The sequence below is a fragment of the Streptomyces sp. AJS327 genome (assembly GCF_013450295.1).
Taxonomy (GTDB): domain Bacteria; phylum Actinomycetota; class Actinomycetes; order Streptomycetales; family Streptomycetaceae; genus Streptomyces.
In genome coordinates this window covers 1,344,948-1,358,606 of record NZ_SKBR01000002.1, presented here as the reverse complement: position 1 = coordinate 1,358,606, position 13,659 = coordinate 1,344,948, and the positions used below count along the sequence as shown (strand labels likewise).

General features: G+C 75.3%; 13 protein-coding genes. 6 read left to right on the top strand and 7 right to left on the bottom strand.

Features of this window, described 5'->3' with window-relative positions:
- Nucleotides 1–76 precede the first annotated feature (76 nt).
- The 3 genes from E0L36_RS15465 to E0L36_RS15455 all read right to left on the bottom strand — a co-directional run bounded on the left by E0L36_RS15465 (nucleotide 77) and on the right by E0L36_RS15455 (nucleotide 3,793).
- Nucleotides 77–1,291: an acetyl-CoA C-acetyltransferase gene (locus E0L36_RS15465; RefSeq protein WP_180929601.1), complete on the bottom strand. Its 1,215-nt coding sequence runs from the start codon at nucleotides 1,289–1,291 to the stop codon at nucleotides 77–79.
- Nucleotides 1,292–1,413: 122 nt separating this feature from the next.
- Nucleotides 1,414–2,556, bottom strand: a complete 1,143-nt coding sequence (locus E0L36_RS15460; RefSeq protein WP_180929600.1) for an acyl-CoA dehydrogenase family protein — start codon at nucleotides 2,554–2,556, stop codon at nucleotides 1,414–1,416.
- Nucleotides 2,557–2,644: 88 nt separating this feature from the next.
- Entirely contained in the window at nucleotides 2,645–3,793 is a 1,149-nt protein-coding gene (locus E0L36_RS15455; RefSeq protein ID WP_180929599.1) for a CaiB/BaiF CoA-transferase family protein, read from the bottom strand.
- An 886-nt stretch (nucleotides 3,794–4,679) separates the two neighbouring features.
- On the opposite strand from E0L36_RS15455, the gene E0L36_RS15450 reads away from it, so the two are divergent.
- The 3 genes from E0L36_RS15450 to E0L36_RS15440 all read left to right on the top strand — a co-directional run bounded on the left by E0L36_RS15450 (nucleotide 4,680) and on the right by E0L36_RS15440 (nucleotide 7,221).
- Nucleotides 4,680–5,117: a hypothetical protein gene (locus tag E0L36_RS15450; protein WP_180929598.1), complete on the top strand. Its 438-nt coding sequence runs from the start codon at nucleotides 4,680–4,682 to the stop codon at nucleotides 5,115–5,117.
- A gap of 321 nt (nucleotides 5,118–5,438) precedes the next feature.
- Nucleotides 5,439–6,323: an SIS domain-containing protein gene (locus E0L36_RS15445; protein ID WP_180930032.1), complete on the top strand. Its 885-nt coding sequence runs from the start codon at nucleotides 5,439–5,441 to the stop codon at nucleotides 6,321–6,323.
- Between the two features lie 28 nt (nucleotides 6,324–6,351).
- Entirely contained in the window at nucleotides 6,352–7,221 is an 870-nt protein-coding gene (locus tag E0L36_RS15440) for a class II fructose-bisphosphate aldolase (protein ID WP_180929597.1), read from the top strand.
- Nucleotides 7,222–7,300: 79 nt separating this feature from the next.
- On the opposite strand, the gene E0L36_RS15435 is transcribed toward E0L36_RS15440, so the two are convergent.
- Complete coding sequence (locus E0L36_RS15435; protein ID WP_180929596.1) at nucleotides 7,301–7,999, bottom strand: endonuclease V; 699 nt, start codon at nucleotides 7,997–7,999, stop codon at nucleotides 7,301–7,303.
- A 329-nt stretch (nucleotides 8,000–8,328) separates the two neighbouring features.
- Between E0L36_RS15435 and E0L36_RS15430 the strand changes: the two genes are divergently transcribed.
- Nucleotides 8,329–9,744: a CoA transferase gene (locus E0L36_RS15430; protein WP_180929595.1), complete on the top strand. Its 1,416-nt coding sequence runs from the start codon at nucleotides 8,329–8,331 to the stop codon at nucleotides 9,742–9,744.
- Nucleotides 9,745–9,789: 45 nt separating this feature from the next.
- Here E0L36_RS15430 and E0L36_RS15425 read toward each other — a convergent pair whose 3' ends face one another.
- The 3 genes from E0L36_RS15425 to E0L36_RS15415 all read right to left on the bottom strand — a co-directional run bounded on the left by E0L36_RS15425 (nucleotide 9,790) and on the right by E0L36_RS15415 (nucleotide 11,676).
- Nucleotides 9,790–10,428, bottom strand: a complete 639-nt coding sequence (locus tag E0L36_RS15425; RefSeq protein ID WP_180929594.1) for a DUF1707 domain-containing protein — start codon at nucleotides 10,426–10,428, stop codon at nucleotides 9,790–9,792.
- Nucleotides 10,429–10,557: 129 nt separating this feature from the next.
- Complete coding sequence (locus E0L36_RS27700) at nucleotides 10,558–11,058, bottom strand: hypothetical protein (protein ID WP_258016172.1); 501 nt, start codon at nucleotides 11,056–11,058, stop codon at nucleotides 10,558–10,560.
- A gap of 72 nt (nucleotides 11,059–11,130) precedes the next feature.
- Nucleotides 11,131–11,676, bottom strand: coding sequence for a glycoside hydrolase family 25 protein (locus E0L36_RS15415; RefSeq protein ID WP_180929593.1), 546 nt, complete (start codon nucleotides 11,674–11,676; stop codon nucleotides 11,131–11,133).
- A gap of 191 nt (nucleotides 11,677–11,867) precedes the next feature.
- Between E0L36_RS15415 and E0L36_RS15410 the strand changes: the two genes are divergently transcribed.
- Together E0L36_RS15410 and E0L36_RS15405 are read left to right on the top strand one after the other, a co-directional pair.
- Nucleotides 11,868–12,695, top strand: a complete 828-nt coding sequence (locus E0L36_RS15410) for a hypothetical protein (RefSeq protein WP_180929592.1) — start codon at nucleotides 11,868–11,870, stop codon at nucleotides 12,693–12,695.
- 327 nt (nucleotides 12,696–13,022) lie between these two features.
- Nucleotides 13,023–13,583: an NADPH-dependent FMN reductase gene (locus E0L36_RS15405; protein ID WP_180929591.1), complete on the top strand. Its 561-nt coding sequence runs from the start codon at nucleotides 13,023–13,025 to the stop codon at nucleotides 13,581–13,583.
- Nucleotides 13,584–13,659: the final 76 nt, after the last annotated feature.

Here is a 13,659-nt window from a genome sequence, read left to right as displayed (position 1 = left end):
CCGGGCTGCTCGCTCCGGCCCCGGCGCGGCGGACGCGGCCCGCCGGGGTGGCGGGTCCGCGTCGGCGGGGCGGGCGTTACAGCCGCTCGACGACGGTGGCGATCCCCATCCCTCCGCCGACGCACAGCGTCGCCAGCCCGTACCGCTGGTCGCGCCGCTCCAGTTCGTCCACGAGGGTGCCGAGGATCATGGCCCCGGTGGCGCCCAGCGGGTGCCCCAGCGCGATGGCGCCACCGTTCACGTTGACCTTCTCCAGCGGCAGTTCCATGTCCTCGACGAAGCGCAGCACCACGGCGGCGAACGCCTCGTTGATCTCGACCAGGTCGATGTCCCCGATCTCCAGTCCCGCCTTGGCGAGGGCCTTGCGGGTGGCGGGTGCCGGGCCGGTGAGCATGATGGTCGGGTCGGCGCCGGAGACCGCGGCGGAGACGATCCGGGCGCGCGGGGTGAGGCCGTACCGCTCGCCCACCGCCCCGTTGCCGACCGCCACGAGGGCGGCGCCGTCCACGATGCCGGAGGAGTTGCCCGCGTGGTGGACGTGGTCGATGGCCTCCACCCAGTGGTAGCGCTGGAGCGCGACCGCGTCGAAGCCGCCCAGGTCCCCGATGGTGGCGAAGGACGGCTTGAGGGCGGCGAGCGAGTCGGCGGTGGTGCCGGGCCGCAGGTGCTCGTCCCGGTCGAGGACGGTGAGCCCGGAGCGGTCGGTGACCGGCACGACGGAGCGGTCGAACCGGCCCTCCTTCCACGCCCCGGCGGCCAGCTCCTGGGAGCGGGCCGCGTACTCGTCGACGTCCCGGCGGGAGAAGCCGCCGAGCGTGGCGATCAGGTCGGCGCCGATGCCCTGCGGCACGAAGCCGGTCTCGAAGCTGGTCATCGGGTCCATGTGCCAGGCGCCGCCGTCGGTACCCATCGGGACCCGCGACATGGCCTCGACACCGCCCGCCACCACCAGGTCCTCCCAGCCGGAACGGACCTTCGCCGCCGCGAGGTTGACGGCCTCCAGCCCGGAGGCACAGAAGCGGTTCTCCTGTACCCCGGCGACGGTGTCGGGCAGCCCCGACGCGATCGCGGCGATCTTCGCGATATCGGACCCCTGGTCGCCCACCGGGCTCACCACGCCCAGGACGAGGTCGTCGATGGCGGCCGGGTCGAGCCCGGGGAGACGGCGCCGCAGCTCGTGTACCAGGCCGACCACCAGGTCGATGGGCTTGGTGCCGTGCAGGGACCCGTTGGCCTTGCCGCGCCCGCGCGGGGTGCGGATGGCTTCGTAGACGAAGGCTTCGGTGCTCACGTGTACTGCCTTTCAGAGCGGGAGTGCGGAAGGGAGGCTGCGGGAGTCGGTGACGGCCGGGACACGGCGGCGCCGGGACCGCGCCGGGCCCCACCCGGTACGCGGGGTGGGCCGGGGCGGCGTCAGGAGAGGAGGGAGCGGCCGATGATCTCCTTCATGATCTCGGTGGTGCCGCCGTAGATGGTCAGGATGCGGCCGTCGGTGTAGGCCCTGGCGACCCGGTACTCGCTCATGTAGCCGTAGCCGCCGTGTAGTTGGAGGCAGCGGTCGGCGACGCGCTTCTGGAGCTCGGTGGCCCACCACTTGGCCATCGAGGCGTGCGGGGGGTCCAGTTCGCCCCGGTCGTGCTCCTCGATACAGCGGTCCAGGAACGCCCGGGTGACGGCGCACTCGGTGGCCAGCTCCGCGATCTCGAAGCGGACGTGCTGGAGCTTGGCGAGCGGGCGGCCGAACGCCTCCCGCTGCCTGACGTACTCGGTGGTGATCTCCACCAGGTACTCGGCGGTGGCGATGGCGGAGACCGCGATGCTCAGCCGCTCCTGCGCGAGGTGCGTCATCAGGTGGACGAACGCGCCGTTCAGCTCACCGAGCAGGTTCTCCTTGGGGACCCGCACGTCGTTGAAGAACAGTTCGGCGGTGTCCTGCGCCTTCTGGCCCACCTTATCGAGGTTGCGGCCACGCTCGAAGCCCTCCATCCCGCGCTCCACGACCAGCAGCGAGAGCCCCTTCGCGCCGCCCTCCGGGGTGGTCCGGGCGACCACGACCACCAGGTCGGCGAGGACGCCGTTGGAGATGAAGGTCTTGGAGCCGTTGAGCAGCCAGTGGTCGCCCCGGTCCTCCGCCCTGGTGCTGATGCCCTGGAGGTCGGAGCCCGCGCCCGGCTCGGTCATCGCGATCGCGGTGATCAGCTCACCCGAGCAGAAGCCGGGCAGCCAGCGGCTCTTCTGCTCCTCGGTACCGAGCGACGTCAGGTAGGGGCCGATGATGTCGTTGTGCAGCGGCAGCGCGAGACCGGAGGCCCCGGCCCGCGCGAACTCCTCGGACAGCACGGCCGCGTAGCGGTAGTCGGACTCGCCCCCGCCGCCGTACTCCTCGGGCACTGCGAGCCCCAGCAGCCCCTGCCGGCCCGCCGCCCGCCACACCTCGCGGGGGACGACGCCGTCCCGCTCCCACTGCTCGTGGTACGGCTCGACCTCCTTGGCGAGGAAGGTCCGCACGGTCTGGCGGAACGCCTCGTGGTCCTCGGTGAAGATCTGGCGCTGCATGGTCGGCTCTCCTTCGGGCTGGCTGTTGGTGCGGACCCCGCCGCGCCGGGCGCGCGGCACGCCCACGGGCGCGGGGGACGGGACGGGCTCAGGGGGTCTGGCCGCCCGCGTCGTCCCCCGCGAGGGAGGGCAGCCCCCAGTCGGCGGCGACCTCGGCGGCGCCGTCCCCCGGTCTGGCGGGCGGGCGCCGCACCGCGCCCGGGGTCGCCGAGAAGCGGGGAGCCGGGGCGGGCTGGACCAGCCCCTCGTGCTCGACGAAGCTGCCCCGCGCGGCCAGATGCGGGTGCCCGGGGGCCTCCCGCAGGGAGAGTACCGGCGCGACGCAGGCGTCGGACCCCTCGAAGACCGCCGTCCACTCGGCGCGGGTGCGGCTGGCGAACCGCTCGGCTATCGCGGAGCGCAGCTCCTCCCAGGCCGCCGGGTCGGAGCGGTCGGGCGGCGCGCTCAGCCCGAGCAGCCGGACGAACTCCTCGTAGAACCGGGGTTCCAGCGCCCCGACGGCCATGTAGCCGCCGTCGGAGGTGCGGTAGCTGGCGTAGAAGGGGGCGCCGCCGTCCAGCAGATTGGCGGCCCGGCGGTCCTGCCAGGCCCCGGCGGCCAACAGGCCGTGGATCATCGCACTGAGGTGGCTGGTGCCGTCGACGATGGCGGCGTCCACCACCTGTCCGGCGCCGCCCTCCGAGCGGGCGTGCTGGAGAGCCGCGAGCACCCCGATGACGAGGTAGAGCGCGCCGCCCGCGTAGTCCCCGAGCAGGTTGGCCGGGACGGCGGGCGGCTCCCCGGGCTGGCCGACCATGCCGAGCGCCCCGGTCACGGCGACGTACCCGATGTCGTGTCCGGCGGTGTGCGCGAGGGGACCCTCCTGGCCCCAGCCGGTCATCCGCCCGTACACCAGGCGGGAGTTGCGGGCCAGGCAGACCTCGGGGCCGATCCCCAGCCGCTCGGCGACCCCCGGCCGGTAGCCCTCGATCAGGACGTCGGCGCGCCCGGCGAGGTCGAGTGCGGCGGCCAGCCCCCGCTCGTCCTTCAGGTCGAGGACGACGGAGCGCTTGTTGCGGTTGGTGACGTCCGACTCGGGGGCGACGGCCAGCACGTTGCCCCCGGGGCGGTCCACCCGCACCACGTCGGCACCGAGATCCGCGAGGTGCATCGCGGCGAACGGGCCAGGACCGATACCGGCCAGCTCGACCACCCGCACCCCCTCAAGCGGTCCGCTCCCCTTCGCCTGCTCCGCCATCGGGCCCCCAGCCGTGTGACACAACTGATGTAACACCGGGGATGCTATGAAGGGCCTCCCCATTCCACAAGCCCTGTGGACAACGGCCGCACGCTCCGGAACGGTGTCCTGCGCCACACCCTCCCGGCCCCGGCGACCGCCCCCTCTCGCTCCAGCCGCCCCAGTCGGCCCAGTCACTCCCAGCCATCACCAGTCACCCCCGGTCGCCCCCGGTCGCCCTCCGCCGTCCCAGTCCACCTCGGTCGGGTCCGGACGGACACGGATGAGCCGGCGCGGACGCGGCGGGCAGCGGGCCGCGACGGAACGGGCCCCGGGAGTGGGCACGAAGCGAGCCCGGACGTGGGTTCCGGGTCCGGGCACGCCCCCGGAAGCGCCCCGGCGGACGGCGCCCGGCCCAACGCTCCGGCGTACCGCCCACCGCGCGCCCGCACCGCCAACGGCGAGGCGGGGGTTCACCCGCGCACCGGTCAACGCGGCGGCCCGCGAGCGGTGTTCCCCCGCCGGGGGCGCCGCTGGCCCGCGGCGGCGCGCCGCACCGCGCCCCGGCCACCCCAACGCCACCGCGACTCCCGAACCGCCTGGTCAGCACCGTCAGCACCGTCCGGGAACAGCCATCGCCCCGGCGGCGTCCGCCCTCTCGTCCCCCACCGCTGACCGTCCGCCGCAGCCAACCCGGCCGTCGCGGGGGGCCGTTGGGGGCGCGTGGAAGGGCACCGGCGGGGAGCGGGGAGCCATCGCGCACACCCGGTGCCCCCGGGTCCGGCGCGCCGCGTCGGTGTGTCGCGGGCACCTCCTCATCCCGGACGGGGCAACCGGCGCCGTCCGGTCCCGAGATACCCGAGAGACCTGAGAGACCCGAGATACCTGACTGAGAGGAAACGAGCGCGTGTTACAGGCGAGGAAGACCCGCGTGACGCTGGCCGCCACCTCGGCCCTGCTGGGCGCCGCCCTGGCCTTCGGTACCCCGGCGGGCGCCGCGGCGCCCGGCGGTGTCCCCGGAGACGGCGGACACGACCCGGGCCACGGGCACGGCAAGATCCACTGCACCAAGGAGCGCAAGATCGACAAACGGGGCGGCAGCCTCGCGTACAAGCACTGCTACAAGAAGCACGGACGGCACACGCTGGTCCGCATGGACATGCGGGTGCGCGACACCCGGCACAACCACGGCTGCGCGATCGGCCGGGCCCGCAGCGCGCCGGACAGCAAGCCGGGCGAGACCTACCTGACCCTGAAGGCCTGCGGCAGGGGGGACGTGAAGAAGGGGCACACCCGGTGGATGTCGAACCGGAAGATCTATCCGGTCCTGCACATCACCAGGTGAGCACCGCGCGTCCGCGGGGACACCACCGCCCGGCCGGCCACCGCGTGCCGAACGGGCGGTGAACTCCCGCGCGGACGGAGCGGCCACGGGCGCCCGGCGCCCGTGGCCGGACTCCGGCGGCCTTCCGGCCCGGCTCGCCGACGGGGTCCGGACGCTGGCGCGGAACCGCGCCGCCACAGGTGGGCGGATGGACCAACGGAGCGTGGCCTGCGTAGAGTTGCCGGGGCGCGGGGCGGTCGCTCCGCCGCCGGGTCCGCACGACCTGCCGTCCGGCGGAAGGGTGTCCCCGTGAACGAGTCCGTGGTCAGCGAGTCCGTCTTCATGGAGCGGGAGCTGCACAGCCAGCCCGCGACCTGGCGGGAGGCCGCCCGTCTCGCCGCCGCCCCGAACCCGCTGCCGGCGCCCGGCGCCCGGGTCGCGGTGGTCGGCTGCGGCACCTCCTGGTTCATGGCCCAGTCGTACGCGGTACTGCGGGAGCGGGCCGGACACGGCGTCACGGACGCCTACGCCGCTTCCGAGGCGGATCCCGCGCTGGACCCCGCCCGGGGGTACGACGCGCTCGTCGCGATCACCCGCTCCGGCACCACCACGGAGGTCCTGCGGGTGCTGGAGTCGGCCGCCGGGCGGGTGCCCACGGTCACCGTGCTCGGCGCCCAGGACACCCCCGCGCTCGCGCTCTCCGACGCCACGGTCGGCCTGCCCTTCGCCGACGAACGGTCCGTGGTGCAGACGCGTTTCGCCACCACCGCGCTGGCGCTGTTCCGCGCGCACCTGGGCGAGGACCTCTCCGCCGCCGTCGCGGACGCGGAGGCCGCGCTCACCGCGCCGGTCGAGCGGAGCTGGCTGGACGCCGAGCAGTTCACCTTCCTCGGCCGGGGCTGGACGGTCGGCCTGGCGCACGAGGCCGCGCTCAAGATGCGGGAGGCCGCCCAGAGTTGGACGGAGTCCTACCCGGCGATGGAGTACCGGCACGGCCCGGTGTCCATCGCCGCGCCCGGCCGGGTCGCCTGGATGCTGGGGGAGCCGCCGGAGGGTCTGGCGGACCAGGTCGCGGGCAGCGGCGCGGAGTTCGTCCAGCACGCCCGGGATCCGCTGGCCGAGCTGGTGCTGGCGCAGCGCGTCGCGCTGGAGCGGGCGCGGGCCCGGGGGCTCGACCCGGACAACCCGCGGGGCCTGACCCGTTCCGTCCTGCTCGACCAGTCCTGACCAGTCCGAGCGGCGGGGAGTTGACGGCATGCCGCTGGTGTCCACCGAGGGGATCGTCGGCCCCGCGTACGCCGCGCGGACCGGAGCCGCCGCGTTCAACGTCCTCCACCTGGAGACGGCGGAGGCGCTGGTGTGGGCCGCCGAGCGCACCGGTCTGCCGGTGATCCTCCAGATCAGCGAGAACTGCGTGCGCTACCACGGCGGTCCGCTGCCTCTCACCCGGGCCTCGCTGGCGCTGGCCGAGGGGGCGAGCGCGGACGTCGCGGTGCACCTGGACCACGTCACCGACCCGGAGCTGGTGCGCGCGGGGGTGGCGGCGGGGGCGCGTTCGGTGATGGTGGACGCCTCCGCGCTGCCGTACGCGGAGAACGTCGAGGTCACCGCCGAACTCACCGCCTGGTGCCGGGAGCGGGGCGCCTTCGTGGAGGCCGAGTTGGGCGAGGTCGGCGGGAAGGACGGGGTACACGCGCCGGGCGCGCGCACCGACCCGGAGGAGGCCGCCGCCTTCGTCGCGGCCACCGGGGTGGACGCGCTGGCGGTCGCGGTCGGCTCCTCACACGCGATGCGCGAGCGGACCTCGGTGTTGGACAAGGAGCTGATCGGGGCGCTGCGTGACCGGCTGCCGGTGCCGCTGGTGCTGCACGGTTCCTCGGGGGTGCCGGACGAGGAGCTGCGCCGGGCGATCGCGGCCGGGATGACGAAGATCAATATCTCGACGCACCTGGCCTCCGTCTTCACCGGGGAGTTGCGCCGCGTCCTGGCGGCTGACCCGGACCTTGTCGACTCGCGCCGCTCCGTCGGCCCGGCCAGGGAGGCGGTGGCCCAGGAGGCCGCGCGGCTGCTGGAGTTGCTGGCCTCCCCCGCCGGGCACCCCGCCCGGCCGGCGCCCCGCTCCTGACCTGAGCCACGGCCCGGGGAGCGGAGGACGGCCCGGGGATGGCCCGTTCGCGCACGGGCGCGCGGGACGGGACCGGCGGTCAGGCCCGCCGGAGAGCGGCGCGGCACAGCGCGTCGGCCCGCCGGGTGGTCTCCGGGAGCCGGAAGCGCGGCGTGAGGCGCAGGGTGTGGGCGCAGGCCGTCGCCAGGCTCGTCCGGTGGCCGACGGAGACGTACACCGGGCGGACCCCCTCCCGGGTGCGCAGCGCCCGCCCGACCTCCTCGGCGCCGTCCAGCAGTGGCGCGCTGTCCCCGCGCAGGGGCCCGACCGGCCCGTGGGTGAAGACGAACGGGTTCTTCGCGACGCCCAGCGCGGGCAGTCCGGTGAGGACGCCGAGGTGGCTGGCGAGGCCGAACCGGCGGGGGTGGGCGAGCCCGTAGCCGTCGCAGACCAGCAGGTCGGGAGGGTGGTTCAGCGCCTCCAACGCGTCGAGCAGGGCGGGGATCTCCCGGAAGGCGAGCAGTCCCGGGACGTAGGGGAACGTGACCCGCCCGGTAGCGGTGCGCTCCTCGACCGTCTCCAGGGTGTCGGCTGCGAGCAGCACCACGGCCGCGGCGACGGTGTCCCGGGCGTCGTCGTAGGCCACGTCGAGCCCCGCGATCAGGGTGCCGGAGGTTCCGGGCGGCGGCGCCGCGTCCCGTGGGTCCACCTGGGAGCGCAGCCGCTCCTGTTCCGCCAGGGCCTCCGCCTCGCCGGTGACGACCGCTGGCCGCTCCCAGTGTCCGGGCCGCCGTCTCATGGGTATCCGTGCTCCGTTCGTCGCCGTGCCACGCTACCCGCCGCCGTCCCGCGGACCTCGGCGGCCCCGGGCCCACCGGACGCCCGGGCGCTCCGGGTGACGCGGTTCCGGGGGGCCGAACTCCTGGCGGGCTAGGCGCGGTTGGGCCCAGCCAGGGTGGCGGCGCCCGCCCGGGCGGCGGGGACGGCGTCAACTCCCGGGCTGTGGCCCCGGTGGCGGGCGCGGTCCGCCGAACTCCCCGCGTCCGCCGGCCCGGCCGGGCCGGAAGCGGCCTGCCGCGGGACGCGCGCCGGTGCGGAGCGCGGGAGCCTCGGTGTCACAATTGCCCGATGGAACACACTTCGCCCCCCGCGGTCGCCGGTGCGTGGGACGCCCTCGGCGGGGACCCGGCACTGCTCGGGCGGGTCTCCCGGCGGCGCCGCCCGGGGCTGCTGCCCGCCCGCCTCCCGGTCGACGAGGTGGCCGCCGCCAGCGTCGCCGCCTGCTCCCTCGCCGCGGCCGAGTTCTCCTGCGCGCGGGCCGGAACGACCGGCCTGCCCGAGGTGACCGTGGACGACGCCGCCGTGGCCGCGGCGTTCGCCGGCGAGCGGCTGCTGCGGATCGACGGCGAGGCCCCGCGGAACTGGCATCCGCTGTCCCGGTTCTGGCCCGCCGCCGACGGCTGGGTGCGTACCCACGCCCAGTATCCGCACCACCGCGAGCGGCTGTTCCGGGCGCTCGGACTGCCCGCCGGGGCGGGGCCGGAGGGGCTGGCGGGAGCGCTGGCCGGGCGCAAGGCCCTGGAGGTGGAGGAGACCGTGAGCGCCGCCGGGGGGCTGGCCGTCGCCGTCCGCTCGGAGCGCGCGTGGGCCGCGCACGAGCAGGCCGCCGCCGTCCGCGACCGTGGCCTGCTCACGCTCGGCCGCCTGGACGGCGCGGCGCCTCCGGAGCTGACCGGGTCCGGAGGGCCGGGCGGACTGGCCGGGCTGCGGGTGCTGGACCTCACCCGGGTCATCGCCGGTCCGCTCACCGGGCAGGTGCTGGCGCTGTTCGGCGCCGAGGTGCTGCGCGTCGATCCCCCACACCTCCCCGAACTCCCGCAGCTGCACCTCGCGTTGGGCGCCGGGAAGCGTTCGGCGCTGCTCGACCTGACCCGCCGCCGGGACCAGGCGGTCTTCGAGGAGCTGCTGTCCTCCGCGCACGTGGTACTCACCGGCTACCGACCCGGGGCGCTGGACCGCTTCGGTCTGGCGCCGGAGTCGCTCGCCGACCGCAGACCGGGCCTGGTCGTGGGCCAGTTGGGCGCCTGGGGGTGCGGCGGGCCCTGGCACCGGCGACGCGGTTTCGACAGTCTCGTCCAGGCGGCCACCGGTATCGCCGAGCTCCAGGCCGACCCGGAGAGCGGCGAGCCGGGCGCGCTGCCCGCCCAGGCGCTGGACCACGCGACGGGCTATCTGCTGGCCGCCGGGGTGCTGCGTTCGCTCACCGAGCAGCGGACGGGGAGCAGCGGTTCCCGTCTGGTGCGGGCCACGCTGGCCCGCACCGCGCACTGGCTGACGGCGGAGCTTCCCCGTCCCTCGACTCCGGCCCCGGGCCCGGCCGTTCCGGCGGACGGCCCGGAGGAGCGGCTCGCGGAGCGGGACAGTCCGTCGGGCCGTCTGCGGTACGCGCGGCCCCCGGTGGGTTTCACGGGCGGTCCCACCGACTGGCCGAGGCCGCCGGGGAGTTACGGCGCGGACCCCGCCCGCTGGGAGCGGGCGGGCTGACCGGCGCCGCCTCGCGGGCGTGGCCCCGGATCGCCGGAACCGGGGTCAGGCCGCGGGGCGTTCATTGTCGGCGCCGTCGAGCCGGGCGGCGTCGTCCCGGCGCGCCTTGCGCCGCACGCTGACCCCGCCCCAGAGCGCGAGGCCGGTCACCACGACGCACGGGGCGCCGGGCTCGGGCGTTCCCTCCTGGCTGGTGCCGAAGCCCCCCATGACACCGACACCGCGCACCCGCAACTCGGCCCGCGGGGGCACCAGTACCTCGATCCCGCCGCAGAGGGCGACGCAGCGGACGCGGACCTCGCCCCGGGTGTGCCGGGCGTCCCGGAGGTCGATGAGGCCGCCGCCCATCAGCGCGACGCCGGTGAAGACCTGGGGGACCGTCCAGCCGCCGCGTCGGCTGAAGCCGCCGAACAGACCGAGGCCGAAGCCCGACGACCGCCCGGACGTGGGGTGTGGGGGGTCGGCGTCCGCCACCGGCGCGGACGGCGCGCTGGCGCTGGCCGGGGACAGGTCACCCACCAGGGCGTCCAGTTCGCCCCGGGTCCGCGCGGCGTAGGCGGTGTCCAGACGGTCCCGGAACTCCCCGGCGTCCAGCCGGCCGTCCTCGACGGCCGTCCGCAGGAGCTCGGCGATCTCCTCGCGCTCACTGTCCGAGGCCCTGGTCTGCGGCACGTCGTGGGTCATGTCCGCAGTGTACGGCGGGCCCTGGGGATCACCGCTGGTCACGGTGGCGCCTCGGGCGCCGGACCCGCCGTGGCCCGGTCCCGCCCGGACCGCGGAACCGGGGGACGGGGGGGGACCAGCCAACACCAGCTACGCGGCGGGGGTGACCAGTTCGGCGGCGGCGACCAGGGTGAAGCCCAGGAACAGCACCGCCGTCGCCACCCGGGTACGGCCCCGTCTGCTGAGCGAGACGGCGGTCCCGGAGAGCACCAGCGCGCCCCCGTAGAACCCGACGGTCAGCACGGACGGGGTGGCCCGCAGCCGCGCCACCATCGCCACCGCCACGACGACCATGACCGCCGCGGAGAGCACCGCCCGTACCCGGCGCGCCTGACGCGGTGTGAGCCGCCGCCGGAACTCGCCCAGGGGGCCCGGCTCCTGGGGCTCGCCCGGCCCGTCCGGCTCCCCGGCTCCCTCCGGTCCCCCGGCTCCCTCCCGCTCTCCTCGCGGCCTCGCGCGCGGCGGGGTGTGCGCTGCGGAGGCGGTGGGCCGGGCGGCCGCCGGGGGCTCGGGGGAACCGGGCGTGCGGGAGGGCGGAGGGTCCGTCGTGGCCGTACCGGGGGCCGGGGAGGCGGTGTTGGCGTCGGGCATGTCCGGGAGGTTATCCGCCCGTGGCCGGCGTCGTCCGCGCACCCCGCGCCTCCGCCCGTCCGTCCGGGGCGGTCAGCCGCCCGCCCACTCGCGCAGCGCGGCGCGGCTGTCGAACCGCGCCAGGTTGGTGTCGATCGGGCTGTCCGTGTACTGGTGGAATCGCCACGGGTGTTTGATGCCGGGATTGCCCGGCTTGCCGTTGTAGTGCGCTATCCACAGCCCGTCTCCGGCGAAGGAGGTGGTGTCGTGGTTCAGCCAGAAGTTGGTGTTGCAGTAGAGCAGCACCCGGTGCTGGGGGCGCTTCTCCTGCACGTACTTGATCCACCGGTCCTTCTCCGCGTTGGTGACGGCGGTGTCCTCCCAGTCCAGGACGAGCATGTCACCCGCCTTCAGGTTGATCTTGGAGAGGAAGTAGTCCGCCTGCTTCGTGACGCTGCCCGAGCGGCCGAAGTGGTAGAAGCCGGTGACCAGTCCGGCGTCCCTGGCGGTCTTGCGCTGCTCCACCCACTTGGGGTTGGTGTACGAGGTGCCCTCCGTGATCTTGATGAAGACGAAGTCCATCCCCTTCGTGCTGTAGTCCGTCGGCTGGTACGAGGAGACGTCGATGCCCTTGATCATGCTGTGTGTGCCACCTTTCTCTGCCCCCGTCAGCACCCTCTGAGGGTCCGATACCCGGCGCCGGGACCCCGTACCCCGGAGTGCGGGGGCGAACGCCCGGCCCCCTCGCCCACACCGCCCCGAGTTGGCACAATCTGCGCGGGCCACGGCCGATGTTCGAACAACCGCCAGCGGGACGGGAGTAGACACGGATGGACTTCACCATCGAGTTCGACGGCGCCTCCGGGGCGCACTCCGGACTGTGGCCGGAGGGCGACTGCTTCATGGTGCTGCCCGAGGGGGAGCACCGCTCGGAGATGGCCACGGCCCACATACGGCTGGAGAGACCGGGCAGCTTCCTCGACCCCGGCTCCTCCCCCACGCTGAACGGTTCGCCCGTCACGGGCGCCCCGCCCGGTGGCTCGGCCGGGACGCGCCGGGCGTCCGGCCCCACCACCGTCGCCGAGGTGGAGGAGCGCACCCGCGCGCACGCCCGCACCCACGAGGGCCACCCGGTGCTGGCCCTGCACGACCCGGCCAGCCGCGACGCCCCGGGCGGGAGCGAACGGCCGGTGCTCTGCCGGGTCCATCCGGAACGGCTGCCGAAGGGCGAGCCCCGGCACTTCACCGTGGTCGACGAGCGGGACGAGCCGCTGTGCCGGTTCCACCGGGGGCGCTCGCCGCGCAGCGGCCGCGCCACCTGGATGATCGAGTTCCCGGACGGCTCCCCGCCGGTCACCGGGTACAAGGGCACCTGGCCCGGGTGGCTCGCCTTTCTGCTGCTCCTGCCGCTGTGGGTGCTCTTCTTCCTCGTCTCCCTGGTGATCATGCTGGTTACCTTCGGCGGTGGCGGTATCGGCCTGAACGTCTGGGGCTGTCCGCAGCGCAAGGTGTGGCGCCCGCGGGGCCGTCCGTTCGCCCGGCCCGGTCTCGTCTACCGCTACGCCCGCAACAGCTACCGGTGGAACGCCGACCGTCTCGACCGCCGGATCGCCCTCGCCCAGGCCGCGGTGCACCACCTCTCCCAACTCCGCGCCTGAGCCCCTTCGTTCGGTCCTCAGCCGCCCCGTCACGCCCGCCGTCCCCTCCCGCACGGGGCGGCCGCCGCGCACTTCCCGTGCTCCGCACGGCGGTTGGCCAACCCCTGTGCCCCCCGGTGCGGTTGGCCAACTCGCCGCCGTCGGCATGTCCGTTGACACCCGGGCCGTCGCGTCTCCGGTGCTTCCCCGCGCGGTGCGGGCGGTCCGCGAGACGGCGCGCCAGACGGGTGCGAGACGGAATCCAGCGACCGCCGGATCACGTCTCGCGCCTGCCGGGTGAGCGCGCCGGTCCGGAGCCGGCGCGTAGCGACGGTGGAGGGAGCCGGTATGCGCGAGTGGTCGGACGGGCCCCTGCGGGTCGCGGTCCTCGTCGGCAGTACCCGCGAGGGGCGGGCCGGGGGCGCGGTCGCCGGATGGTTCACGGAACGCGCCGGTGAACGGCGCGAGTTGGCGCCCGAGGTGGTGGACCTCCGCGACGCCGGCCTGCCCGCGCGGCTTCCCCGGACGGCGACCGGGCCGATGAGCGCGTTCTCCGCACGCGTCGCGGCGGCGGAGGGCTTCGTGGTGGTCACCCCGGAGTACAACCGCGGCTTCCCGGCCGCGCTGAAGCAGGCGATCGACTGCGCGTACGACGAGTGGCGGGCCAAGCCGGTCGGCTTCGTCTCGTACGGCAGTGGCGGCACCGGCGGTCGCGCTGTCGACCAACTCCGCGTCGTCTTCTCGGAGTTGCACACCGTGACACTGCGCGACGAGGTCGGCCACGACCTGCTGGAGAGCCCACTGCCCGGCCCGCTGGGCGAACGGCGGGCCGGGGCCCTGCTCGACCAGCTCACCTGGTGGGGCCTGGCCCTGCGGGACGCTCGGGCGCTCCGCCACTACCCGTCGTGACCCCGGTGCGCCGGAACCGCACCGCGCCACCACCGGGCCGCGCCACCGGCGGCCCGCCGAACCACCGAGCCGTGCC

Bases quoted from the DNA above. Each gene is read 5' to 3' on its own strand.
- E0L36_RS15440 (WP_180929597.1), top strand. From the start codon at position 6,352: ATGCCGCTGGTGTCCACCGAGGGGATCGTCGGCCCCGCGTACGCCGCG.
- E0L36_RS15435 (WP_180929596.1), bottom strand. From the start codon at position 7,999: ATGAGACGGCGGCCCGGACACTGGGAGCGGCCAGCGGTCGTCACCGGC.
- E0L36_RS15445 (WP_180930032.1), top strand. From the start codon at position 5,439: ATGGAGCGGGAGCTGCACAGCCAGCCCGCGACCTGGCGGGAGGCCGCC.
- E0L36_RS15415 (WP_180929593.1), bottom strand. From the start codon at position 11,676: ATGATCAAGGGCATCGACGTCTCCTCGTACCAGCCGACGGACTACAGC.
- E0L36_RS27700 (WP_258016172.1), bottom strand. From the start codon at position 11,058: ATGCCCGACGCCAACACCGCCTCCCCGGCCCCCGGTACGGCCACGACG.
- E0L36_RS15455 (WP_180929599.1), bottom strand. From the start codon at position 3,793: ATGGCGGAGCAGGCGAAGGGGAGCGGACCGCTTGAGGGGGTGCGGGTG.
- E0L36_RS15425 (WP_180929594.1), bottom strand. From the start codon at position 10,428: ATGACCCACGACGTGCCGCAGACCAGGGCCTCGGACAGTGAGCGCGAG.
- E0L36_RS15405 (WP_180929591.1), top strand. From the start codon at position 13,023: ATGCGCGAGTGGTCGGACGGGCCCCTGCGGGTCGCGGTCCTCGTCGGC.
- E0L36_RS15430 (WP_180929595.1), top strand. From the start codon at position 8,329: ATGGAACACACTTCGCCCCCCGCGGTCGCCGGTGCGTGGGACGCCCTC.
- E0L36_RS15460 (WP_180929600.1), bottom strand. From the start codon at position 2,556: ATGCAGCGCCAGATCTTCACCGAGGACCACGAGGCGTTCCGCCAGACC.
- E0L36_RS15410 (WP_180929592.1), top strand. From the start codon at position 11,868: ATGGACTTCACCATCGAGTTCGACGGCGCCTCCGGGGCGCACTCCGGA.